20 protein-coding genes are annotated in these 23449 nt (G+C 67.7%); 9 read left to right on the forward strand and 11 right to left on the reverse strand.

Annotation, left to right across the window (positions count from 1 at the left end; genetic code table 11):
• Window positions 1-125: 125 nt before the first annotated feature.
• The 3 genes from BLR41_RS12035 (at window position 126) to BLR41_RS12045 (ending at window position 3578) form a co-directional block, all read left to right on the forward strand.
• Complete coding sequence (locus BLR41_RS12035; protein ID WP_092628192.1) at window positions 126-578, forward strand: Fur family transcriptional regulator; 453 nt, start codon at window positions 126-128, stop codon at window positions 576-578.
• A 39-nt stretch (window positions 579-617) separates the two neighbouring features.
• On the forward strand, window positions 618-2063 hold the full coding sequence (locus BLR41_RS12040) for a catalase (protein ID WP_092628193.1): 1446 nt from the start codon (window positions 618-620) through the stop codon (window positions 2061-2063).
• Between the two features lie 297 nt (window positions 2064-2360).
• The gene (locus BLR41_RS12045) at window positions 2361-3578 is read left to right on the forward strand and encodes a glycosyltransferase family 87 protein (protein WP_245694088.1); all 1218 of its coding nucleotides are present in this window, start codon (window positions 2361-2363) and stop codon (window positions 3576-3578) included.
• 34 nt (window positions 3579-3612) lie between these two features.
• Here the strand turns inward: BLR41_RS12045 and BLR41_RS12050 are convergent, their stop codons facing one another.
• From BLR41_RS12050 to BLR41_RS12060, 3 genes are all read right to left on the reverse strand, one after another.
• Window positions 3613-5097 (reverse strand): dynamin family protein, encoded by a 1485-nt coding sequence (locus tag BLR41_RS12050; RefSeq protein ID WP_092628194.1) that lies wholly within the window; start codon window positions 5095-5097, stop codon window positions 3613-3615.
• Window positions 5094-6920, reverse strand: coding sequence for a dynamin family protein (locus BLR41_RS12055; RefSeq protein ID WP_176797958.1), 1827 nt, complete (start codon window positions 6918-6920; stop codon window positions 5094-5096). The genes BLR41_RS12050 and BLR41_RS12055 overlap by 4 nt, the downstream gene beginning before the upstream one ends.
• Window positions 6921-7145: 225 nt before the next feature.
• Window positions 7146-8105 carry an IniB N-terminal domain-containing protein gene (locus tag BLR41_RS12060; RefSeq protein WP_092628196.1) on the reverse strand — a complete coding sequence of 320 codons (960 nt, stop codon included), beginning with the start codon at window positions 8103-8105 and terminating at the stop codon, window positions 7146-7148.
• Between the two features lie 302 nt (window positions 8106-8407).
• Between BLR41_RS12060 and BLR41_RS12065 the strand changes: the two genes are divergently transcribed.
• Together BLR41_RS12065 and BLR41_RS12070 are read left to right on the forward strand one after the other, a co-directional pair.
• The gene (locus BLR41_RS12065) at window positions 8408-9880 is read left to right on the forward strand and encodes an Hsp70 family protein (RefSeq protein WP_143013062.1); all 1473 of its coding nucleotides are present in this window, start codon (window positions 8408-8410) and stop codon (window positions 9878-9880) included.
• A 78-nt stretch (window positions 9881-9958) separates the two neighbouring features.
• The gene (locus BLR41_RS12070) at window positions 9959-12547 is read left to right on the forward strand and encodes a helix-turn-helix transcriptional regulator (RefSeq protein WP_245694089.1); all 2589 of its coding nucleotides are present in this window, start codon (window positions 9959-9961) and stop codon (window positions 12545-12547) included.
• Between the two features lie 493 nt (window positions 12548-13040).
• On the opposite strand, the gene BLR41_RS12075 is transcribed toward BLR41_RS12070, so the two are convergent.
• Window positions 13041-14123, reverse strand: a complete 1083-nt coding sequence (locus BLR41_RS12075; RefSeq protein WP_176797959.1) for an alpha/beta hydrolase — start codon at window positions 14121-14123, stop codon at window positions 13041-13043.
• Window positions 14124-14381: 258 nt separating this feature from the next.
• On the opposite strand from BLR41_RS12075, the gene BLR41_RS12080 reads away from it, so the two are divergent.
• The 3 genes from BLR41_RS12080 to BLR41_RS12090 all read left to right on the forward strand — a co-directional run bounded on the left by BLR41_RS12080 (window position 14382) and on the right by BLR41_RS12090 (window position 15819).
• A complete protein-coding gene (locus BLR41_RS12080) occupies window positions 14382-14948 on the forward strand; it encodes an NADPH-dependent FMN reductase (RefSeq protein WP_092628199.1) in 567 nt (188 codons plus the stop codon).
• Between the two features lie 153 nt (window positions 14949-15101).
• The gene (locus BLR41_RS12085) at window positions 15102-15587 is read left to right on the forward strand and encodes a Dps family protein (RefSeq protein WP_092628200.1); all 486 of its coding nucleotides are present in this window, start codon (window positions 15102-15104) and stop codon (window positions 15585-15587) included.
• Between the two features lie 31 nt (window positions 15588-15618).
• Window positions 15619-15819 carry a DUF1059 domain-containing protein gene (locus BLR41_RS12090; RefSeq protein WP_092628371.1) on the forward strand — a complete coding sequence of 67 codons (201 nt, stop codon included), beginning with the start codon at window positions 15619-15621 and terminating at the stop codon, window positions 15817-15819.
• Window positions 15820-16061: 242 nt separating this feature from the next.
• Here the strand turns inward: BLR41_RS12090 and BLR41_RS12095 are convergent, their stop codons facing one another.
• The 3 genes from BLR41_RS12095 to BLR41_RS12105 form a co-directional block, all read right to left on the reverse strand.
• Window positions 16062-16475: a hypothetical protein gene (locus tag BLR41_RS12095; RefSeq protein ID WP_092628201.1), complete on the reverse strand. Its 414-nt coding sequence runs from the start codon at window positions 16473-16475 to the stop codon at window positions 16062-16064.
• Window positions 16476-16692: 217 nt separating this feature from the next.
• A complete protein-coding gene (locus BLR41_RS12100; protein WP_092628202.1) occupies window positions 16693-18015 on the reverse strand; it encodes a hypothetical protein in 1323 nt (440 codons plus the stop codon).
• Window positions 18012-18773 carry an ATP-binding cassette domain-containing protein gene (locus BLR41_RS12105; RefSeq protein ID WP_245694107.1) on the reverse strand — a complete coding sequence of 254 codons (762 nt, stop codon included), beginning with the start codon at window positions 18771-18773 and terminating at the stop codon, window positions 18012-18014. Before BLR41_RS12105 ends, BLR41_RS12100 begins: the two co-directional genes overlap by 4 nt.
• Window positions 18774-19139: 366 nt before the next feature.
• On the opposite strand from BLR41_RS12105, the gene BLR41_RS22510 reads away from it, so the two are divergent.
• On the forward strand, window positions 19140-19496 hold the full coding sequence (locus BLR41_RS22510) for a hypothetical protein (RefSeq protein ID WP_143013063.1): 357 nt from the start codon (window positions 19140-19142) through the stop codon (window positions 19494-19496).
• A 279-nt stretch (window positions 19497-19775) separates the two neighbouring features.
• Here the strand turns inward: BLR41_RS22510 and BLR41_RS12110 are convergent, their stop codons facing one another.
• The 4 genes from BLR41_RS12110 to BLR41_RS12125 all read right to left on the reverse strand — a co-directional run bounded on the left by BLR41_RS12110 (window position 19776) and on the right by BLR41_RS12125 (window position 23352).
• On the reverse strand, window positions 19776-20837 hold the full coding sequence (locus BLR41_RS12110; RefSeq protein ID WP_092628206.1) for an oxidoreductase: 1062 nt from the start codon (window positions 20835-20837) through the stop codon (window positions 19776-19778).
• An 88-nt stretch (window positions 20838-20925) separates the two neighbouring features.
• On the reverse strand, window positions 20926-21852 hold the full coding sequence (locus BLR41_RS12115) for a nucleoside hydrolase (RefSeq protein ID WP_092628207.1): 927 nt from the start codon (window positions 21850-21852) through the stop codon (window positions 20926-20928).
• 43 nt (window positions 21853-21895) lie between these two features.
• Window positions 21896-22654, reverse strand: coding sequence for a Fic family protein (locus BLR41_RS12120; protein ID WP_092628208.1), 759 nt, complete (start codon window positions 22652-22654; stop codon window positions 21896-21898).
• 134 nt (window positions 22655-22788) lie between these two features.
• Window positions 22789-23352 carry a DUF1697 domain-containing protein gene (locus BLR41_RS12125; RefSeq protein ID WP_092628210.1) on the reverse strand — a complete coding sequence of 188 codons (564 nt, stop codon included), beginning with the start codon at window positions 23350-23352 and terminating at the stop codon, window positions 22789-22791.
• Window positions 23353-23449: the final 97 nt, after the last annotated feature.

Genomic DNA, 23449 nt, shown 5'->3' on the forward strand with positions numbered 1-23449 from the left:
GACACAGCTGGCGCCCGTGAACCGTGGCGGGTGTCGCCCTCGTCACGGTTCTCGCACGATCGGTGGCAGTTCTCCGAGTGTTTTCTTGACTTATTCCAATCTGCGCGTGGCATACTGATGTCGCTATGACATCCAGTACGACATCCGGCGGGCAGGCGGCGGACAGTACGCGGGAACGGTTGCGCGCCGCGGGGCTGCGCGCGACGAGCCCGCGAGTGGCCGTGCTCGGTTGGCTGTCCGACAATCCGCATTCCACCGCGGATCAGGTGGCGGGTGCCGTACGGCGGACTCTCGGCTCCGTCTCCACCCAGGCCGTCTACGACGTGCTGCACGCGTGCACTTCGGCCGGGCTGTTACGCAGGATCGAACCCGCCGGTCACCCGGCCAGGTTCGAATGCCGTACCGCCGACAACCATCATCATCTGGTGTGTCGGGCATGCGGCCGCGCCGAGGACGTGGACTGCGTCCACGGTTCGGCTCCGTGCCTGGTCCCCTCGTCGACCGCTGGCTACAGCATCGACGAGGCGGAAATCGTCTTCTGGGGTCTCTGCCCCGACTGCGCGTCCGCGACCGAATAGTCGACGGACACCGTAATCACCACACAAGGAGGGACGCTCGTGAGTTCGCCACGGCCCACGACGACCAACGCCGGTATCCCGGTGGCAAGCGACGACCACTCGCTGACGGCGGGCACCAACGGTCCCACGCTGCTGCAGGACCACTACCTGATCGAGAAGAACGCCCAGTTCAACCGCGAGCGGGTGCCCGAGCGCGTGGTGCACGCCAAGGGCGGCGGCGCGTTCGGTTTCTTCGAGACAACCGAGGACGTCAGCCAGTACACCAAGGCCGCGCTGTTCCAGCCGGGCGTGAAGACCGAGACCCTGATCCGGTTCTCCTCGGTCGCGGGTGAGCTGGGGTCCCCCGACACCTGGCGTGACCCGCGCGGGACCGCGATCAAGTTCTACACCTCCGAGGGCAACTACGACCTCGTCGGCAACAACACCCCGGTGTTCTTCATCAGGGACGCCATCAAGTTCCCGGACTTCATCCACTCCCAGAAGCGCCGGGCCGACAACCACCTGCGTGACCACGACATGCAGTGGGACTTCTGGAGCCAGTGCCCCGAATCGGCACACCAGGTGACCTGGCTGATGGGTGACCGGGGCATCCCGAAGACCTGGCGGAACATGAACCTCTACGGTTCGCACACCTACCTGTGGGAGAACGCCAAGGGCGAGAAGTTCTGGGTCAAGTACCACTTCAAGACCGACCAGGGGCACGACTTCCTCACCCAGGAGGAGGCCGACCGGCTGGCCGGTGAGGACAGTGACGCCCACATCCGCGACCTGTGGACCAGCATCAAGTCGGGCAACAACCCGAGCTGGACGCTGTACGTGCAGGTCATGCCGTACGAGGAGGCCGCGGACTACCGGTTCAACCCGTTCGACCTCACCAAGGTGTGGCCGCACGGCGACTACCCGCTGATCAAGGTCGGCCGGTTCGTGCTCGATCGCAACCCGGACAACTACTTCGCGCAGATCGAGCAGTCCGCCTTCGAGCCGGCGAACACGGTGCCGGGCATCGGCCTTTCCCCGGACAAGATGCTGCAGGGCCGGTCGTTCGCCTACCCGGACGCCCACCGGTACCGGATCGGTCCGAACTACATGGAACTGCCGGTCAACCGTCCGGTCTCGGAGGTGAACTCCTACTCCAAGGACGGCCCGATGCGGTTCAGCTACGGACAGGACCCGGTGTACGCGCCGAACTCCTACGGCGGCCCGCACGCCGACACCCGCAACGGCAGCGAGGACACCGCCAGCGGGATCGAGCAGGAGGTCGTCCGCTCGGCGTACCAGCTGCACTCGGAGGACGACGACTTCGGCCAGGCCGGCACCATGGTCCGCGAGGTCTTCAGCGACGAGGAGCGGCAGCGCTTCGTGAACAACGTGGCGGGGCACCTGTCCAAGGGAGTCAGCCAGCCGATCCTGGAGCGTGCGCTGCAGTACTGGCGCAACGTGGACAAGGACACCGGCGACAAGATCGCCGAGAAGGTCCAGGGCTGAGCTCCCCCTCGGTAGTCCGGTGACGCTCGCCCGTCCGCCGGGCGACGTCCACCCTGACCGCTGACTGCGGCTACCACCACCGAACCGGGCCCGGCGACCACCGCGTCGCCGGGCCCGGTTCTCGTGCGGAAACCCTTTTCGCGCGAGGATTTCTCGGAAGCGCCCCTGGAGCGGACCGAGTTTGGGGTAGGTTGTCGCTCGATGCGGATTGATCGTACTGTTGTCGAGCGCGGATCCCCGAGTTTCCCGGCCTCTCCGAAAGATGTGAGAACGAACACAAAACGGGGAAATTCTCGGTTGATTGTCCCGCTCGGGATCATCGCGTTGTCCGTTATCGCCCTCGGATGGGAATTCTGGGCGTGGATCTCGACCCAGGACCACTGGCCGGATCACGCGGTCTACCGCTGGGCGGTGGAATCCTGGCTCAACGGCTGGGACGTGATGCCCTCCGAAGCCACCGTGACCAATGAGGACCCCCTGCCCTGGGTGTATCCTCCGTTCGCGCTGTTACCCCTGACCCCGCTGGCCGTGCTCCCGCTCAAGGCCGACATCGCGCTGCTCTACGTGTTGAACGCGGTGGCCATGGTCACCACCTTCTACCTCGTGTTCCGACGGACCTGGCCCCGCGGCGCTCCGCTGCTGTGTTTCGCCCTTTCCGTGGCGCTGGCCAGGTTCTCGCTATTTCTCGAACCTGTTTTCGGGTGTTTCGCGCAGGGGCAGATCAATATCCTGCTCATGGGGGTTGTCGTGGCGGATTGTCTCGTGCGTAATCCGCGTTGGCCGCGGGGAATGCTGGTGGGAATAGCCGCCGCGATCAAACTCGTTCCCGGTGCTTTTCTGTTGTTCTTTCTGCTGCGCAAGAATTTTCGGGCGGCGGGCACGGTGGTGCTTACCGCGTTCCTGGCGACACTGCTCGGTTTCCTGGTGGACTTCGAGGCCTCGGTCAAGTACTGGTTCACACAGGGGCCCGCGGCCGCGGCCTTCGGTTCGCCACTGCGCAGCAACCAGAGTGTACTGGCGGTGCTGAGCCGGACCGATCTCTCCGGGGCCGCGCAGGTGGTGTTGTGGGTGCTGATCTGTGCGGTGCTGATGGCCGCGACCGTCTACTGCGTCCGGAGGGCGTCCGACGCGTTGGCCGTGGCGATGATCGGGCTGTTGGCGTTGCTGGTATCGCCCACTTCCTGGTCCAATCACTGGGGCTGGCTCGCACCCGCACTGCTGTTCATGGCGCTGTACGGGCTGCGCAGCCGTAGCAAGCTCTGGTTGGGCACGGCGGTGGTCTCGATCGCCGTGACCCACTGGGCGCCGTTCGTGGGGTTGCCGCTGAACCGGCACCTGATGCTGCATCTTCCGCCGGTGGACCAGGTCCGCGCCGCCTCGTTCGTGCTCCTGGGCGTTTCGCTACTCGTGCTGACGGCCTTCTCACTGCTGCGGTCGTCCCGGGGCACGCCGGAACGCGAACCGAGCGGTCGCTACCTCGCTTCGCTGGTTCGTACCGGAGAACAAGCCGGCTGATCCCCGGATCCCGTGAGCCCGGCGGGGCGCCGGGCTAATGCCCGAAGTTCGCCGCCAGCAAACGTTCACAACTGCGCAGCACCGTCCGTACCGCCTCCCGGTGGTCCCGGTCGCGCAGCGGATCGGCGGCCAGCACCCGCCACCGTCGAGCGGCCTCGCCCGCACGCTCGGCGAGATCCCGCGCGCCTGCCCCGGCCGGGGCCGCCAGCCTCGCTACCGGCTGGTCACCGTGCGCCCCGAGCAGTCGTTCCGCCTCCTCGCGGAGCCTGCCGGGCAGGGACAACTGACCGGACCACAGGCCGGACAGCACCCGTAGCTCGTCCCACTCGTACGCGTTGCTCAGCAGGCGATCCAGTTCGCCCTGCAACTGCCTGTCGCCGGAACGGGGGTTGGCGCGCAGTGCCATGTCCACCGCGAGCAGGGTCGACCGCGCCCGCAGTGCCTCCTGGCGTTCCACGAACTGCAGGTGAACCGCTTCCTGCAGCTCGCCGATCCTGCTCTCGGCGAGCAGCTGCCGTCGCAGTCTGCCGTGGTCGAGCCCACCCGCCGCGAGCGCGGTCAGCGCACTGTGCAGCCCGAACAGCCCGAAACGGCGCAGCAGTTCCCGCCGGGTGCCGGGGTCGACGGACTCCGGCGTCTCGGAACCCGCGAACCGGTCGGCGGACAGCAGCAGCTCGTCCAGCTGCTCGCGGGGCAGCGCGGCCAGTCGGGACAGCGCCTCGAACTCGGACTGCCCGAGGGTGCTGCCGCCCTGCGCCAGCAGCCCGGCCACCGGCAGCACGTACTGCACGAAACTACGGATCTTGGGGTCGTCCCGGCACGCGTTCGCCACTCTTCCGGCCGCTTCGACGGATTCGTGGTCACCGCCCGCCACCTCGTCCGCCCGCGACAACGCGAGGATCGTGTTGATCGGCGCGCGCCGCGCCACCCGCAGTTCGTGCACCGATTCGAGGAACTGCAAGTCGATCTGCTGCGGCTGTCTGGTCAGGTAGAGCACCGAGTCCGCCTCGGAAAGTATCTGTGCCAACGCCGACCTGCCGGTCTCCTTGACCGCGGTGGAGGCCACTCCCGGCGTCTCGATCAGGGTGATCGCCTGCAGTCCGGGGGAGGGGGACTCGATGACCAGGCGCGCCACCTCGTCCGGACGCCAGCGTTGCAGGTCCCGGATGGTGGCGGGGTCGAGCTCGTCGACCGGCATGTTCCGCTGCGCTCCGTGCGGGGTGTGCACCGTGATCCTGGGTTCGGGACCGTAGCGGAACACCGTGTTGACCTGGGTGCGTTCCTCCGGGTCGCTGGGAGCGAGTTCGGCCCCGACCAGCGCGTTGATCAGCGTGGACTTGCCGGATTTCACTCGCCCGGTCACCGCCATGCGCAGCGGTTCGGAGAGTCGCTCCAGCCGGGCTCGTAGCCACCCCGCCGTGCGTGGGTCGTCCCGGTAGAAGGTCATGGTCCGCAGCAGCAGTTCCCTGGCCTGGGAGAGCAGCGCGGTGCTCGGGCCGGTTTCGTGTGACGTGGTCATGCGGCCGCTATCCGGTTGGACGTCAACGCTCCCGCCCGTTTGCGCAGCGCGCCGAGCTCTTCCAACTTCTTCTTGATCTCCCTGGCACGAGCGTCGCGATCCACCGCGCTCTGTTCGGCCATCCGTTTGGTCTCCTGGATAGAGCGGCTGATCCGGATCTGTGCCTGTTCGGTGATCCGGTTGCAGTGATCGTGCAGCGTCTGGTGCGTGTTCCGAATGGCGTCGCGGGCCTCCTTGTTCACCTGGAAGACCACGTGCTCGACATAGCGCTGCACCGCTGCGCGTGCCTCGGTCTGCCTGCGTTTGAGCCGCGTGTCCTTCTCCTCGTTGAGGCTTTTGCTGCCCAGCAGCAGCCCGGCGGAGATGGAGATCACGTTCATCAGCGGTAGCCCGGCCATGCTCGTCATCAAACCGAACATCAGCACCCCGCCGTAAGAACCGCGCAGTCCGGTCAGCATCTGGTCCCTGCGCGGGTAGCCCGCGTTCTGCGGTGCCTTCGGGGCGGGTACTCGCGACAGCGGGTCCGGAACGGGGATGGGGTCGCTACTGGGCAGCGTTCGTACCTGTTCCCGCAGCAGTTCGTCGGCCACCTGCTCGGTGATCCGCTCCCGCCGCCGGTCCAGCCAGTCGAAGGTCTCGGCGATCGCCGTGTTCAGGCTGTCGCGGAGCCATTCCGCGAACTCGTCCCAGTGGGTGTTCGGGTCGGCCTCGTCCAGCGTCTCGTTCGCCTGGTGCAGTACCGCCCAGCTTCGTTCCCGAAAATCGTACTCGATGTCGGAGTAGAGCTCCTGTATCCCGTCTGACAGGGTTTTCTGCCAGCGCCCGGACAGGCGTTTGAGGTCCTCGGCACGCCGTTGTGCCGTTTCCAGTTCCAGCAGCGTCTCGGTCGCGGTGCGCGGACTCTGGTTGCCGAGTTCCTCCCGTAGCTCGCCGGTGATCGTGTCGATCGAGTCCGCGACGTTGTGGGCGACCAGCTTGCGGGTCAGTTGTTCGTGCGCCCCGGCCATCTCCTTGCGCAGGTAGTCCAGCAGCGCGGGAAACCCGGACTCGGTGTTGAGGTCCTTGTTCTTGTCGCGGGTGGCCAGCGCGCGGATGCGGGCCGACACGGGGAAGATCCTGCCCGCGATGCCCGCGTTGGACAGGTGCTTGCGGTTGAGTTCGACGATGTGTCGCCACTCCGGCACCACGTCGGTCTTGGGCTGGACCAGCGCCACGTTGGGGCATATCGCGGTGGCGCGTCGCAGAAAGTTCAACTCGTTGGTGGTCAGTTCCTGGGTGGCGTCGGACACCATGAGCAGCGCGTCCGCTTCGGCGACCGCTTCCTCGGTTACCGAGCCCAACGAGTTGGTGACTCCGCCCACCGCGGGCGTGTCCATCAGGGCGAGGCCGTTCTCCAGCAGGGCGCGGGGGATGCCGATCTCGGTCCGGTCCACGCGGTGTCCCGCCGCCAGTGCGCGCTCCAGTTCCTCGCTCACCGACTCGATGGGCACTCGGGAGCGGTTACCGCCCACCGGGCTCCGCGTCGTCTCCTGCTCGACGAGCTGTGCCGTGGGTTCCTCCGAGTGTCTCACCAGGCTGGGCACGCTCGTGCTGACGTTCTCGCCGCTGCCGCACACCGGGGCGCTGACCAGGGAGTTGACCAGTTCACTCTTGCCCTGGTCGGGCTCGCCCACCACAAGGACGAGCTGGTCGGGATCGAGCACCCGGTTGCGGATCCGTCGTAGTCGGTTTCCCAGATCCGTTCGTCCGGCTTCGGCGCATTCCGCTTCCGCGCTGTCGAGGAGTTCCACGAGTGCCGTTTCGATCACGATGGGATTGTGCACGTGCACACGCTCGGTGGTGAAGGCGGACAACGTAATCGCGTCGGCCGGTAGGGATGTGCGTGCGGAATCACCGTCGCGAAGCGCGGCCGCGACGGCGATCGAGCCGCCGGGATCCGTGGAGAGAGGGGCATACGGATCCCGGCGTGTCCGCCCGCTCAGCTAAGAGCACGTTCAACGGCAGTGCCGTCGTGTCACACGGGCGCCGTGGTCAGCGGCGCCGGCGTGTCACAGCAGGTCGAGCGGCAGGTCCGAGGTGACGCCCCCGACGACGTCCTCGGCCTGGCCCACGGTGCCGCCGACGGCACCGGTCGCGCCGTCCAGGGTGCCCGCGGCGTCCTCGGCGCCGGTGGCGCCACCGGCCACGCCCTCGACCGTGCTCGTCACGTCGTCGACCGGGAGGTCGCCCGCGGTGCCCACCGCGGTGTCGGCGGCGCCCACGGCCACGTCGACACCGGTGTCCACGGTGCCGTCCACTGTGTCGGTCACCTCGCCGACCGCGCCGTTGGCGGTGCCGCCCACGGTGTCCACCGTGTTGTCGACGGTGTTGTTCACGCCGCCGACCGTGTTGCCGACCGCGCCGACGGTGTTACCCACGGCGCCGACCGCGTTGCCCGCGACCTCGTTGCCGCTGGCTACGTCGTTGCCGCTGACGACATCGTGCACGTTGACCAGGTTCTGCGAGTCCTGGTTGTCGATGTCGACGTTGGTCTCGTTGTTCTGCTCCATCTCCCTGTCGGCGTCGCCGCCGGAGGAGTAGTTCGGGCTCGCGGAGTTGTCGTTGTCCAACAGGCTCATGTTCGTATCCGTCGCTTCCTGCGGCTCTGGAACTTGTGCGGGATCGAGTTGGTTGATCGCGACGTGCTGCGTGCTCGCGGCGAACGTGTCGATGCCGGGTTGCACCGTGCGTCCGTAGTCGGTCACGAGCTCGGCGGGTGCGTAGTCCAGCACCAACGACGAGGCTTGCAGCACCTGTTTCGCGTTCAGTTCTCCGAGGCCGGCGCTCTCCATCGCGCCACGCGGATCGGCTTCGAAAGCCGAACGCGCTTCCGGATTGCCGACCAGACGTGTCAGGAATTCCTGCAGTGTCGGTTGTTCCGGCGTGGCCGTTGTTCGAGCGTCCGTCCCCGATGTGGATAACCGGGCACCGTCTCGCCCGTCGGCCTGCTCCGGCTGTGCGTTCGGCATCACTGGCGTTCTCCTGAACTCAAGCCGTAGGTCTTCTCAAGCCGGGCGAGGGAATCGGTGTCCCCGCTCCTGATTGAAGAAGTTACGCGGCTGACGGCCCCCACCCATCGGGAGCCACTCCTAGTTATTGATGAACCTGTTAGGGGGACTTTGATGTGTCACCCGTTAGGGGATCAATGGAGCGGGTCACATCTTTGCGTGATCGAGTCCGCGCTAAGTTGGACCGGCGGGCTTACCTGACGAACCCCGCTCGATCGCCCTGTGGCAAAGCAAGTCCAACCAGGTAGGCCGGAAGGGATGGCATGCCTTACGTTCTCGGGGTTCACCTGGGCGCGACCAGTACCTCGGCGGCAGTCGTCGCGCGTGACGGGGGACAGTGGGCACCCGCCGCGCCGTTCCCGTTGGGTCACTCCCGTGCGGTGGTCCCCACCGCACTGGGTCGGTTGCCGGACGGCTCCCGGCTGGCGGGCGAGGCCGCCGCGAGCAGAGCAGCCGAATATCCCGAATGGGTGAGTACCGAGTTCGTCGCGGAACTCGGTGAGGACACCCCGCTGCCGCTCGGAGGTGAACTCGTGGCCGCCCATCGCCTGGCCGCGGGCATGGTGGAGTGGGTGGCCGACCAAGTGGCGAGCAAGCACGGTGGCCCCGCCGAGCACATCGCCGTGTCGCACAGCGCCACCTGGGGAACGCACCGGACCCACCTGCTGCGCCGTGCGCTGGCCGAACTCGGCCTCACCGATGTGACCCTGCTGTCGGAACCGCTCGCGGTGGCCACCGACTACATCGCCAGACAGCCGGTAGCCGCGGGCGCGTCGATAGTCGTCGGAAACGTGGGCGGCAGCGGTGCCGATGCCACTGTGCTGCGCAGACGCGAATCACACCGGAAGGACGAGGGGGTGGGTGAGCACGGTGCCGAGCTGGAACTTCGCGGCGTCACGGTGCACGGCCCCCGCCCCGCGGGCCGTGATCTCGACGACCTGATCGTCGGGCAGCTACGCGACGAACTGGGCGGAGCGCTGTCCGAACTGGACCCCACCGATCCCCGCAACCGCGCGGCAGCCGCTCGGATACGGGAGGAATGCACCCGCGCCAGGGAGGAACTGTCCACCAGGGACACTGCTGGGGTGAGCGTGGTACTGCCCCGGTTCTCCCGGGAGATCCTGCTCGCGCGGGTACGCTACGAGCAGCTCGCCCGGCCGCACCTGGAGCTGCTTCCCGAGAAGCTCTCGCAGGCGGTGCAGTCCGCCTCCCTCAGCCCGGGAGAGCCGGAAGCGGTGGTGCTGGCCGGTGGTCCGGCACGCACCCCGCTGCTGCGCGAGCTGGTGCAACAGCGCCTCCGGGAGCAACTGTCGGGCAAGGACGCCGAAGCGGTCCCGGTCCGCGTCGACGGTTTCCCCGAGCTGGTGGCGGCACGCGGAGCGGCGTGCCGTGCGGCCGAGGTGCTCTCCGCGGTCACCGACCTCGCCGCCGCGCGAGCCGAGACCAGTGTGCTGCTGCGCGTGGACGACTCCATCGAGGAGGAGGCCGTCGAGTACGGCTACGACCTGCTGGACGAGCGAGAAGGGGACGGGGCCGAGTCCGCTCCGGACCGTTCGGCCCGGCCGCTCCGGCCGCCGGTGGAAGTCGAACCGATGCACATCGAACCTCCCCCGAAACGGAAAGTGTTTAAAATCGTCAAATTGTCGCTCGCGGCAATTTTGATCATTCTCGGGTTGGTAATGACCTTCGTACAGGGATTCGGCGGGCAACAGCCCGCGTTACTCGGCTCGCCGTGAGGGGCCGAAATCCGGCCTGCCCAGGGCGAACCCGTGCCGCCGCGCCCACCGAACACCGCTCACCGATTGGGACCGCTCGTGAATCACCCCAGCGCCACACGGCCCGCGCCGGACACCGGTTCAGCAGCCCGGTTACGGGAGGTCGCACCGCACCGCGAGGCCACGCGCCTGCGGCAGGAGATAGCCGCCAACCCGAACAAACCCCTCACCGCGGTGGTGCGCGCTCCCGGCGGCTACGGTAAGACGAGCCTGCTGAACCTGCTCGCCCACACCTACCGCGAAGCGGGTACCGCGGTGCGCGAGTCCGCCGAGTTCGACCCGGCGGAAATCCGTTCCGGCGCCGCCGCGCTGCTGCTCGACGACGCCCACCTGCTGTCCGCCGCCACGCTGCGGGAAGTGGAGGCCCTGGCCGCCGCGGGGCCGGTACGCGTGATCCTGGCCTGCCGCCCCTGGCCCTTCCCGGAGGAACTGGCGCGGCTCTGCGCACGCTTCGCCACTGGCAGGCCGCTCGTGGAGCTGTCCGAGCTCGGCGTCCCCGAGATCTCCGAAGCGCTCCGCGGGGTCTCCACGGCCCCGGGCGACACCGAGACGGCACAGCGGCTGCGGATGTTCACCGGCGGCGTCCCGGCCCTGGTGGGGCGCGCGATGGAAACGCTGGAACCGCGCGAACTCGCCGCTGGTGGTACCGAGCGCCTGCCCCGGACCGCCCTGGACAGATTCGACCACGAACTGTCCGCGCTGGATCGAACCGCGCGTGGCTGCCTCACCGCGCTCGCAATCGGCGCCGAACCACATCCCGCGCTGCTGGCCACCGTGCTCGACGCGGAATCCCCCGAGATCACCACCGCCTTGGCGGCACTGCGTTCCGCGGGTCTGCTGGACGACACCGACACACCCCCGCCCATGGTCGCCCGTGCCGTGCTGGCGCTGACCGACTGGCAACAACGACTGGCGGTGCTGCGCGTGCTGCTGCGGGTCCGGCTGGACCGCGGCGGGCCGGTGCTGCCGTTACTGCGGCCGCTGCTGGGAACCGAGTCCGTGCTGCCGTGCGATGACACGCTGGCAGCCGCCTTCGACGCGGCGGGCGGCCAGGCGCTGAGCCGGTCCTCGGAAGTGGGCGAGTCCCCGGAAGTGGCGGTGCGGATGTTCGACGCGGCCGTGAGCACCGGTCTGCCCGCGTCCTCGGTCACCGCCCGCAAGGCGTGGGCGGTCGCGCTGGCCGGACGATTCGACGAGGCGCTGCGCCTCGCAGACCGGGTGATAGCCGACGAGACCGCTTCCGACCGGGCGACCGCGATCCAGGTGGCGGCGGCGGTACTGACACACCGCGGGCTGCCCGAACGAGCCGCGGAGCTGTGCCGCTGGTCCGCCCGCCACGTCCGCTGGCCGGGGGACAGTTCCTGCGCCGTGCTCGGACTCCTCTGCACGGGCAGACTCGACGAAGCCGTCGAACTGCTGCGTACCGGGGTCGAGGAACCACCCACCTCGGTGGCCGGGGCGAGCACCCAGCTCGCCTCCGGCCTGCACGAGTCGGTCGACGGCGCGGCTTCGGAAGCACTGAACACACTGGTGCGAGCCGCCTCGCTCGCCGAACCCGTCGGGGCGTCCCTGCTCACCCCGGACACCCCGGCAGCCGTCGCGGCCACGGTCGCGCTGCACGGCGGGGAACCCGATCTCGCCGACTCGGTGCTGCGGCGGGCCGTCACGGCCGACAGCGGCGGGCCGCTGTTCCGCACCAGGCATCGCTTGCTCGCCATCTGGTTGCCGCTGTTGCGGGGCGACACCACGGTGGCCAAGCGTGAGCTCGCGGCACTGCTGTCCGAGGTGGAGGAACTCAGCCCGCGTGATCGGCTGCACGCGGTGGCGATCGAGGCGGGTATCGCGAGCCGCGACAACGACATGGCGGCGTTGGGGGAGGCACGCACCAGGGCACGCCGGGCGACGGCCGAACACCCGGTGGACCTGTTCGCACTGCTTCCGCTGGGCGAACTCGCCGTGGCCACCGCGCGGTTGCGGGACGGCGACTGGCTGCTGCCGCAGCTGCGCCAGGCACACGAGCTGCTGGCGGCGCTCGGCGAACCCCCACTGTGGGCGGCTCCGCTGCGCTGGCGCGAGATGCAGGCCGCCATCGTGGTCGAGGAGTACGACCGGGCGGCCGAACACGCCGCCGTTCTCGACCGGATGGCGCGGCACAACCAGCTCGCCGCCGCGCTGGCAGCGGCGGGAGGGGTGTGGCTGCGCGTGCTCGAGAACGAGGTGGACCCGACCGAGGTGGAAGGCGCGGCACGGACGTTGCACGCGGTGGGACTCGCCTGGGACGGCGCCGGACTGGCCGGACAGGCGGCGATCCGCACCACCGACCGGAACGCGATGCCCGCCCTGCTGGAATGCGCGCGTGGGCTGAGCGGCAAGGGGAACCGTTCGCAGCGGCAGTCGAGCGGAACCGGTGGGGACCTCGGCGCGGCGGCCGATGAGACGCAACTGCTCAGCGACAGGGAACGAGAAGTGGCCGAACTGGTGCTCGGCGGGATGACCTACAAGCAGGTCGGCCAGCGGCTGTTCATCTCGGCGAAAACGGTGGAACACCACATCGGCCGGATCAAGCAGCGGCTGGACTGCGCCGACAGGCAGCAACTCCTGGAGAAGCTCCGCTCCTTGCTGAGGTGATTGGTCTCCCGGGTGGCGTAGTCGGTCGCTTGGCGGAACCTCGCGCACGGCTCTCGCTCCGGGAGGCCCGACATCGGGTAGTTACTACACAACGTCGGGCCTTCCTCGCGAGAGCCGCACGGGAGAACCCGCGGCGGTGCCGGTGGGCGGGCGTGGTGGCGAGCGGCTCCCGCCGCTCGCACGTGCTTTTCGTTCTTCGGCCCGGTGGGATTCATCCCTCACGGCACCACGAGCGACCTGCGCGCGGGATCCCGGTGCGCCGCACACTGTCCCGCAACCGACGATCCCGGCCGGACCGAGAGCCCCGGCTGCGCCAACAAGCGGCGCGAGCCGCTTGCGGCCACGCACGCAGCCCGACCAACAGCGGGTTCTCTCGTGGTGCTCTCGCGAGGACGCCGGAGACGTGGCGTAGTACCTACTCGATGTCTCCGGACCCGCAGCGAGAGTCCGCGAGAGGTTCCGCCAAGCGACTAGCTACGCTGCCCTCGGGCATCTACCTTCCAGAGTGGAGGGAGAGGCCGGCTCGCAGCTCTCCTACGATCTCGAACATCGCCTCCCGCAGCCGGGCGCTGGCTCCGAACAGGTTCGCGAAACCGTGGATGAGGTCGGGGAACCTACGGGCGATGACCGGCACACCGGCCTCGGACAGCCGCCTGCCGTACTCCTCGCCCTCGTCCCGCAGCGGATCGAAGCCCGCCGTGATCAGCACCGTGGGTGCCAGCCCGGTGAGATCCTCGTTGCGCAGCACCGAGAGCCGCTGGTCGCTCCGCGCGGAGACTTCGGGCTGGTACATGTCCATGAACCAGTCCATGTCCCCGTCGGTGAGCAGGAAGCCGTTCCCGAACAGCTCGCGGGAGCGGCGCCGGGTGCTCGCGTCCGTGGCCGGATACAGCAGCAGTTGCAGCACGGGGCTCTTGAGTCCGTTCGCGGTGGCGTGCTGCGAGACCACGGCCGCGAGATTGCCTCCCGCGCTGTCCCCGCCCACCGCGATCGAGTCGGCGCTGGAACCGAGGTCCTCGGCGTTATCCAGCACGTACTGGTACGCGTCGATCGCGTCCTCGGCCGCCGCGGGGAAGGGGTGCTCGGGCGCCAGTCGGTAGTCCACCGAGAGCACCCTGATGTCGGCGTGCTTGGCGAGGAACCGGCACAGCTCGTCGTGGGTGTCGAGATCGCCAACCACCCAACCGCCGCCGTGGTAGAAGACGAGCAACGTGCTCGGCTCGGTGCGGCCCTCCGGGCGGTACAGCCTGGCGGGCAGTTCTCCCGAGCCCGCGGACACGGTGCGTTTGCTCACCTGCACCCCGGTAACCCCCGCGCCGCGTACGACCTCGATGCCCTGCGCCATCCCCGCGCGGGCCTTCTCCGGGGTGTCGGCGGCCATGCGCTCCTGGCCGGCCAGGGCCTGCAGCCGCAGCAGTGCTTGTACCTCCAGCGCCAGCTCCTGGCCGTCGACCCGCGTGGGCGGCCCGGCGATCCGCCGCAGCAGCGGGCGCGGCAGTCGGAGCAGGCTCAGCAGCACGGCTGACTGGGCACGGCGTTGTGCCGAGGCGGGGATGGCTTCGAGAACCTTGGACACGGCTGGACCTTTCCACGGGACCGTTACTGTGTGACGTGCACTACGCGGAGGCTACCGATGGGTAGTGCGTGGTGCGAGACACGCGGTGGACAATTGACCTCGAGCGGACTTCAACTTTTACCGTTGCGGGGCTGGTCGCTCCCTGGAGGGGCGACCGATCGTGTGAGGCTGCTTGCCAATGTGGTGACATCAGGTAATCGATCGTGTGATTCACGGGGGCGGGCTGTGCACCCGTGCGGGTGAGGAAGGATTGTGTCGATGGCTGTGACCGTAGTGGGGATCGGTGGTTCGGTCCGAGCCGACTCGCAATCCGAACGTGCCCTGCAGGCCGTGTTGGCGGGCGCCAGGGACAGTGGTGCCAAGGTGCAGGTCATAACCGGCGACGAGCTGATCATGCCGTTCTTCGACACCTCGGTGTCGGAACGGACCGCCAACGCCCGGACGCTGGTGCGAGCTCTCCGCGGTGCCGACGGGGTGGTGCTCGCTTCTCCCGGCTATCACGGCACCGTTTCCGGGCTGGTGAAGAACGCACTCGACTACGCGGAGGACCTGCGCGAGGACGAGCGCCCGTATCTGCAGGGACGTGCCGTCGGCTGCGTCGGTATCGCGCACGGCTGGCAGGCGACCGTGACCACGTTGCAGGCGTTACGTTCGGTGGCCCACGCGCTGCGGGGGTGGCCGACCCCGTTGGGGGCGGCCGTGAACTCCGCCGAGACCGGGCTCGGGCCCGGTGGGGAGTGTGCCGATGCCAAGGTCGCCTCGACACTGCACACCATCGGAGTGCAGGTGGCGGAGTTCGCGCTGGGAAACTGGCACGGGCACTGATTCCAGGGGCACTGGCTCACGCCGGTCCACGGTTCCGTGCGCCGATCCCGCCGAAGGCTTCACGAGCCGTTTCGGAGCGGGAACCTGCGGGTATGCCTTCCACAGCCCCCCACATCCGATGTCGCACCGGGGGCTAAGAGGAGGTACGACGAAATGGCCGAGAAGGGTCCGATCACCAGTCCGTTGGCCGATTCCGAGCGCGATATCACCGCCAAGTCTCTCCAGGCCACCCTGGTTGACCTCGTCGACCTGCATCTGGTTGCCAAACAGGCGCATTGGAACGTGGTGGGCAGCGATTTCCGCAGTGTTCACCTGCAGCTGGACGAGCTGGTCAGCAACGCCAGGGACTTCGCCGACAGCGTCGCCGAACGCGCGGCGACGATCGGGGTCCCACCCGACGCGCGGGCGGGCACCGTGGCCGAGAGCTCGGGTGTGCCCGAGTTCGACTCGGGGTGGCGCCAGGATCGCGACGTGATCGTGGCGACCGTCGAGATCCTCGGGAAGCTGATCAGGCGGTTGCGCGCGCGGATCGACGAGACCGACAAGACCGATCAGGTCACCCAGGATCTGCTGATCTCGATCGCCGCCAAGTTGGAGGAGGCCCACTGGATGTGGCAGGCCAAGCTCTCGGATAGTTGATTTCCGTTACACATCGTGCGTGGAGGCGATGATGGTGCGAAAGATCGCCGACTGCAGGGAAACCCCCAGCGTCGCGAACTGCACGCTGACGATCACCGGTGAGGAGCACGAGGTGGTGCGGGCCGCGGCCGAGCACGCGGTCTCGGTACACGGCCACGAGGACACCGAGGATCTCCGCGAGATGATTCGCGGTTCGCTCAAGGACGAGCGGAGTTCCACCGCTACCGGCTGAGGTTCGGAGCGGTGCCGTGCCCGCGAACACCCCTGGGGAGGGGCCGGAATCCCGCACGGGTCCGGTAGGGGACGGGCGGTGGCGTGGCCGTGCGGAGCTCCCGCGCCCGCGACGCCACCACCCGGTTCCACGTGGCTCCGCCGTGTACATTTCGCGCGAAATGTACACGGCGGCGTCCGGCATCGTGCCGGTGTCCGGTCGGTGGGGTGGGCGTCAGCGCGCCGCCCGCTCGTGATGCCCACTTACGCTCCGCTGTTGCGCTCGAGTCGGTATGCCCAGGAGCTGAGCCCTCGGGTTACGAAGTGCGCGACCAACGCGACGGGGACCAGACACAGCACTGGAACCCACTTTCCGTGCTGCGCCGGGTACATCGCCAGGGGAAGATATGGTTCGACGTCGGTGAACAGATTGTCGGTGAGCGCCAGGCCGAAGTATCCGGCGATACTCACAGCCCCGCCGAGCGGAGGTCCCAGCAACGCCGACAGCAACAGCGTGAACCCGCCCATCGTGAGCGTGTTCGGCAGTATCCACCAGAGGTCGACTCCGGTGGGCATCGTGTGCTTTCCGACAAGTGCGGGTAGCACCGGCAGCGCGATGGCCGTCGCGGCCAGTACGACGGCGAGCAGTCTGACCCTGATTCCCCCAGCCGCTCCCACTCCCAACAGCGTGGTCGCAGTATCGCGCTCGCCAGTACGCCTGTGACCACGGCGATCAGTTCAGGAGTGGGGATCTTGTGCGGGCGGGCGAACGGATTCACACCGAGATCGACATTGATGGCAGTGCGGTAGAACGCATACGACACGCCTGTTACGGCGACGACGAGCAGCAGGAGCATAGGTATCCGTCGCGCGAGCAGAACAAGCCGTAATGTCGTCATGGTCTGCTGTCCAGTGCGCATTCGGTGATTCGCCGTTCGTGAGTGGCGAGCCAGGTTCGGACCTCCTGCTTCGAGGCAGTGTCGAAAGCCGGAATGTCGGAGATCCTCGGGCGCAAGCCGCTCGTCCGTTCGGCCCGGCCCGCCAGCCAGTAGGACAGCTCAGTGGCGATGTCCGCCGGGTGTCGGGATTCGAGCACGGTACGAACCATGCCGGGCTGGGAACGTTCGGGGAACCGAGCCGCGCAGGCGGGGGAACCGGCCAGCCCGTAACCGACCTGCCGTTGCAGGGTTCTCGTAGAGCCGGTCATATCAGTGCGGACTCGGATTCCGACACCGACGATGCCATCGGGTCTCGAATCAGCCTGCGAGCCGCCCAACAGCGCACTGTCCCAGACTTGTTCACCGTGCGTGGGTACGCTGCCGTAGGCCTGATAGACCGGTTCAGCGGCAGCGATCAATTCGTCGAGCTCCGGCTGATGAGCCTGATGCACGCAGAAGCGGACCCCCGCCTCGGTCCGGCAGGTTCGTGGTGGTTCGGAAGCGGCTTCGGCGAGCCGGGGATCAGTACCGAGCGGCGCCAGCAACATCGCGAGCAGCAGCACGATCATTCCCCCGGTGCTCCAGGACGGGATCTTCCATCGTCGTGAGCGTGCCAGGGCGCGGGAGGCCATGAGGCTTGTTGCGGTCGTGACCAACAACATGAACGCCACACGGTAGCCGACGACGGACAGGTTGGGCGTCTGTCCCACTCCCGCCCCGTCGTAAGTGACCGGAACGATCGCGCGGAAATTACCCGAGCTGGCCATGTTGAGCTGGATCGCCAGAAAACCGAGCACCAATATCAACGGGCTGACCCACGCTGTGGTCGCCAGCACTCCGGCGAAGTACCCGACCGCTGTGGCGGTGAACACGCTCAACAGGCCGGTGAGTACTGGGAGCGGGCCAGGACCTCCCGCATGAGCTGTCAGGATCGTCAGCACCACGAGCGGGAACATGCCCAATGCGTAGCTGCCGGTGAAAACACCACCGAGCAAACCGAGCTGGCGGATCGCGATCGGTGAGCCGCTGCGGAGCGAGCTCGCCAGATTGGTGATCCGATCCGGTCCGGTCAGACGTCCCGCGGCGTAGGCCGCGGCAGCGGCGCTGAGCGGTACCGCGAAGATCAACGGTTCGGAGACGAATTGCTGCGAGGTGCGCGCCCACACCTGGTAAGGCCAGGAGAACATTTCCAATGTTTGTGAGAACACCGCCAGGGTGATCGATATCGCAGGCAGCAGTAGCGGCAGCGAACCCAGTGGCCAGCGGGAGGGGCGGATCATTCGGCCACCCCCAGGCTGTTCACCAGTGTGTCGTAGGCCCGTTCGAACGGGGAACCCAATGCCGACGAGGTCGACTCCGGGGCGTTGGCTTCCAGGAGTCCGTGGAACTCCTCGTTACCGCCCGCGAACGCGAGGCGTCCCGCGGCGAGAACCGCGACGGTCCCGCACAGTTGCGCGATGTCCTCGAGCAGATGGCTGGACAGCAGGACGGTTCGTTGCTCGCCGAGTTCGCCGAGCAGTTCCCGCAGACGTAGTCGCTGCCCTGGATCCAGGCCCACTGTGGGTTCGTCCAGCACCAGGACGGATGGATCGTGTACCAGAGCGGCCGCGAGACCGAGGCGTTGCCGTTGGCCGCCGGAGAGCTTTCGTACCCGTAGGCGCGCGTATTCGGACAGCGATACCGATTCCAGAGCGCGTTCTGCGGCGGGCAGACATTCCGCGTCGGACAGACCGTTGATCCATCCCGCGTAGGCGACCGTGTCACGGGTCCGCATCTCGGAGGCGAGCGAGAACCGCTGGGGAACGTAACCGAGCAGTTTTCGTGCTGCCCTGCGGCCCTGCGAGGTGCCCAAGTCGTTCCCGCTCAGCAGTATTCGTCCCTCGGAGGGAAGGGAAACGGTGGTGAGCAGCGAGAGCAAAGTTGTTTTACCGGCGCCGTTCGGCCCCAGTAAGCCGTTGACTCCCTTCCCGAAGGTCCACGAGACGTCGTGCAACGCGGTGTGCCGTCCGTACCGGAAAGTCACCCGGTCCAGCTCCACGTCCAAGCGGTACAGCCCCTTTGAATCCGTTGATCACCCCGGCGGTCCGAGTCTGCCACGAGGACAGCAATCATATCCGCCGGGGTGTTTCCCCAGTACTCACGAATAATTTCTTATTTCATGGATACCTGGATTGTTTTCTGTTGAGTTTTGATGGTTACACGTTTCGTCTGATCGATATTGAAACGGGCAGGTCAGCAGACTGCCTTGTGGGTTCCTTCGGTTTCCTGTCCGCTATTCGTGAAGGTGTACGAATAGTAGGACATATCGGACTCCTCGCACACGCCGTGTGCTCTTAATCCGGCAGTGTTCGTCAAACGCTGCGTTTTTTCGGCGAGTGTGTTGTCGGGCCACAGAGGAACGTCCTTGTTTAACCTGATGGTTACGTTTACGGCCCTCGGGCAACTCGGTCCCCGCCTGGCTTGCGCGAAAAGCCCTATGTTGTCGAAGCTGGGAACGTCAGCGGCCAGTCCGCAGGCCGCCCTCTGGCTGGAAGAGGTATCTGACCAGGCGGGAGCGGCGAGTGCTGCTCCTCCTGCGGCTACGCTTGCCGTAATGCAGGCGACGGCTGCGATTTTCCTGAGCATTGTTCTCCTAAAGCCCTGTTCTTCTCGATGTGACCAGAAGAAAAGTAAACCCCAAGGTTACAGTTTTCTTCGTTTGGTCGATATATTTGTATCAACTCTGGCTTTGGAGATCAACAAAATTAAGAAAAATTACTGATAATTACTCTTATTGGATCAATAAATAAGTGATTTTCGTCATTTTTTGCGGGGAAATGAGGATGTGTGTACATGGTGGTTTTTCGCTGCTCGTGGTGTGAGCAGTGGGGTAGGGCGATAGTTGACATGCCGTGTTCACTTCGCCCGAAGTCACTATATTCAGGGCGAGGGCGTGATCGCGTCCCCGACAGCATGGGGTGAGGCCGTATTGCGGGGCATTCAGCGCGCTCCCTGCGAGGAACGCGCCGAATGTATGAGATCTCCGTTCAGTGGGCGACGGTCAGCGCGCCGCCCGCTCGTACTGCTTCGGCCAGGGCGAGGCGGCCCGCAACCGGTCGGCCGCGTGCAGCGGCCAGTGCGGGTTGCGCAGTAGCTCGCGAGCCAGCAGCACCGCGTCGGCCGAGCCGGAGGCCACGATCTCCTCGGCCTGCTCCGGGGAAGTGATCATCCCCACAGCCCCGGTGGAGATCTCCGCCTCCTGCCGTATCCGGCGCGCGTAAGGCACCTGGAAGCCGGGACCGACCGGGATGGACACCCCGGGTTCGATTCCGCCGGAGGACGCGTCGATCAGGTCCACGCCGTGCTCGGCCAGCAGCTCGGCCAGCCGCACCGAGTCGTCGCCGGTCCAGCCGCCCTCGACCCAGTCGGTCGCCGAGAGCCGCACGAACAGTGGCTTGCCCGCGGGCCACACCGCGCGCACCGCCTCGGCGATCTCCAGCGCCAGTCGCGTCCTGCCCTCGAAGTCGCCGCCGTACTCGTCGGTGCGGTCGTTGGCCAGCGGGGAGCAGAACTGGTGCACCAGGTAGCCGTGCGCGAAGTGCAGCTCGACCACGTCGAAGCCCGCCTCGTCGGCCCGCCGGGCCGCGGCGGCGAAGTCGGCGGGCAACGCCGCGACCTCCTCGGTGCGCAGCGCGCGCGGCGCGGCCAGCTCCCCGAACGCCCGGCCGGTGGAACTCACCGTCGGCCAGCCGCCCTCGGTTTCGGGGACGGCGTCGTCGCCGTTCCAGGGAGCGTTCGCCGAGGCCTTGCGGCCCGCGTGGGCCAGCTGCACGCCCGGCGTGGCGCCCTGCGCACGCAGGAAGTCGGTGATCCTGCGCCACGCGGCGACCTGTTCGTCGTTGTACAGCCCGGTGTCGGCGGGGCTGATCCTGCCTTCCGGGACCACGGCCGTGGCCTCGCTCAGCACCAGCCCGGCCCCTCCGGTGGCGAACTGCCCCAGATGGACCAGGTGCCAGTCGTCCGGGACGCCTTCGGTGGCCGAGTACTGACACATGGGGGCGACCCAGGCGCGGTTCCTGATGTCGATGTCGCGGAACTTGATCGGTTCGAACAGCATGCTCACGACTGTTGGGACACCGTGGCGGAACGGAGTATTCCGCTACGTCGCCCTCGTCACTCCCGAACCGCGCCGGGCTCAGGCCGTTCCGGCCTCACGGCATCGAGCTCGCCACGCGTTCGAAGGCCTCGGTGAGCAGGTCCCAGAAGGCACGCTGCTGGAGCGCGGTGGCCACCAGCGCGTTGTGCTCGGCCTCCGGGGCGAAGTCGGTGACCGTCATTCCCGAGGTGAACCGACCGGAGGTCTCCACGTCCACCCGGGCCCGCACCGTGGTGAACAGTTCCGGCGCGATCACGTGCGCCACCGCGCACGCGTCGTGGATGGCCGGTCCCTCGTCCCGGTACTGCCGATTGCTGCCGTAGAAGTCCAGACAGGGGGAGAGCAGTTCCTCCTGCAACTTCCCCAGCCCGACGAAGCGCTGCCTGACCTCGGACGTCGCCCTCGCCTGGTGCGTCAGGTCGAGCCCGAACATCACCGGCTCCCACGGCGCGTCGAAGACCACGCCCGCCGCCTCCGGGTCGGCCCCGATGTTGAACTCGGCCGCCGGGGTGAGGTTGCCACGCGTGTAGGAACCACCCATCACGACGAACTCTCGCACCCACTCGGCCAGCCGGGGTTCCTTGCGCAGCGCGAGTGCGACGTTGGTCAGCGGCCCCACCGCCACCAGGCTGATCTCCCCGGGGGAGGCCGCGACCGTGTCGATGATGAAGTCCACCGCGTGCCGCGTATCCGGCTCGGCCTTCGCCGTGGGCAGCACCACGTCGCCCAGACCGGTGGCGCCGTGCACGGTGGAGGCCGTGTCCGGAGCGCGCAGCAGTGGGCGGTCGGCGCCGCGAGCCACCGGCACGTCCATGCCGTAGAACTCGGTCAGGCTCAGCGCGTTCGGCGTGGTTCGCTCCAGCCCCACGTTGCCCGCCACCGTGGTTATCCCCACGACCTCCAGCTCGGGCGAACCGTGCGCCAGCGCTATGGCCAGCGCGTCGTCGATGCCGGGATCGCAGTCCAGCAGGATCCGTTTCAACCTCGCAACCCTTCGTCTCCTGGTACGACTTCGTCACCGCGGTTCACCCGACGGAGTCGGCGATCGACTTCGCCTCCTTGGAGCCGGTCTCCAACGAGCGGCAGCAGTACACGATCCAGGCCGCCACACCATCGCTCTCGCCCGAAGTGAATCCCGCCGCGGCCGAAGCGTACTCCTGCTGCCTGCGGAAATGGGTCACTTCCGGGACGACGAGCCCCTTCGGATCCAGGCCGCTGCCGATCACGGTCAGGCGTGCCGCCGCTCGCGCGATCACCCCGTCGACCTCACCGAAGGGGGCCAGTGCCAGCAGTTCCCCGTGCACCACGGCGGCCTGCACCGGGCCGGGCACGGTGCCCTGCGCCTGCCCGCCGAGCTCGGTGATCATCCTGGCCAGCAGATCGAGTCGGCTCGACACCTCCGGGTCGGCGCGCGGACGTCCGAGGCGTTCCTGCTCGTCCGCCCCCACGAGATCGGCCGCGGCCAGCACGTGCAGCCGGGCCAACGCCTGCAGCGGGGCGCGTTGCCAGGTCGACAACAGCGGCCCCAGGGCTTCCGCCACCCGCAGTGAGCCCGCCAGCAGCGGATCGGTGACCTCGCCGCCTTCCGGGATCTCGGTGGCTCCCCCGGCCACCGCCGCCGAGGCACGTGCCGCACGTACCGAGGCCTCCGCAGCCGTGGTCGCCCAGCCCCGACGGTTCGTCGGGTGTTCGTGGACCTCGTCGATCGCGGCCCTCGCCGCGTCGACCGCCTCCGACACACCGGGGAGCCCCACCAGCGGGCGTAGCGATTCCTGCGCGTTCACGGGTCCAGACGCTACCCGTCCGTTCGGATGAAGCCGTACCCCTCCGTGCCGCTGCTCACCAGCGGCCGCTCGCCGCGAGGACTTCCTCCCCGGCACGGGTTTCCCCGACGAACGGGTCCGTGCACTGTCGCGCGCTACGAGCCCACCAGTTCGAGCAGCTTCGACACCGTGTTCCAGTTCCGGGTGGTCGCGACGGTGTCCCCCAGCACGGCCGGCCGGCTCAGGGCGGCGGCGAGTCCGGATCTGCCGATGCCGTCCGGCAGGTACATGTAGATCACCCGGTCGCCGAGTCGGAACCGCTCGGGGTGGAATCCCGCCGGGTCGAGCGTGGTGGTCCGCTCCTCCGGAAGTCGCCGGGACAGGAAGCTCGCGTGCAGCAGCTTGCCGTGACCCGCGGCCTCGGGGAAGGGATTGCCCGCCGCGACTTCCCGCAGATAGCCCGCTTCGCGAACCAGGCACGACACGTTGATGCCGAACCGCCGTTCGATGCCGTGCTCCAGCAGTTCGCCCAGGGCCGATTCGTCGCCCGAGTCGTGGCTGAACACGAGATTGCCGCTGTTGAGGTGGCTGCGTACTTCCGCCAAGCCCAGTTCCCGGGCGAGCTCCCGCAGCCCCGCCATGTCCACCCTGGTCCGCCCGCCGACGTTCACCCCGCGAAACAGGGCGACGTAGCGGGCTTCCGTTCCGTTGGTGCTCATGTTCGTAACGTATCCCGCGGGGCCGACTTGGGCGGGGGTTCGAGCTCCGCGGAGCCATCGGACTTCGGCCCCGGGAGTCGGAGCGGAAAAGTTCGAA

The organism is Actinopolyspora mzabensis (genome assembly GCF_900101095.1).
Taxonomy (GTDB): Bacteria; Actinomycetota; Actinomycetes; order Mycobacteriales; family Pseudonocardiaceae; genus Actinopolyspora; species Actinopolyspora mzabensis.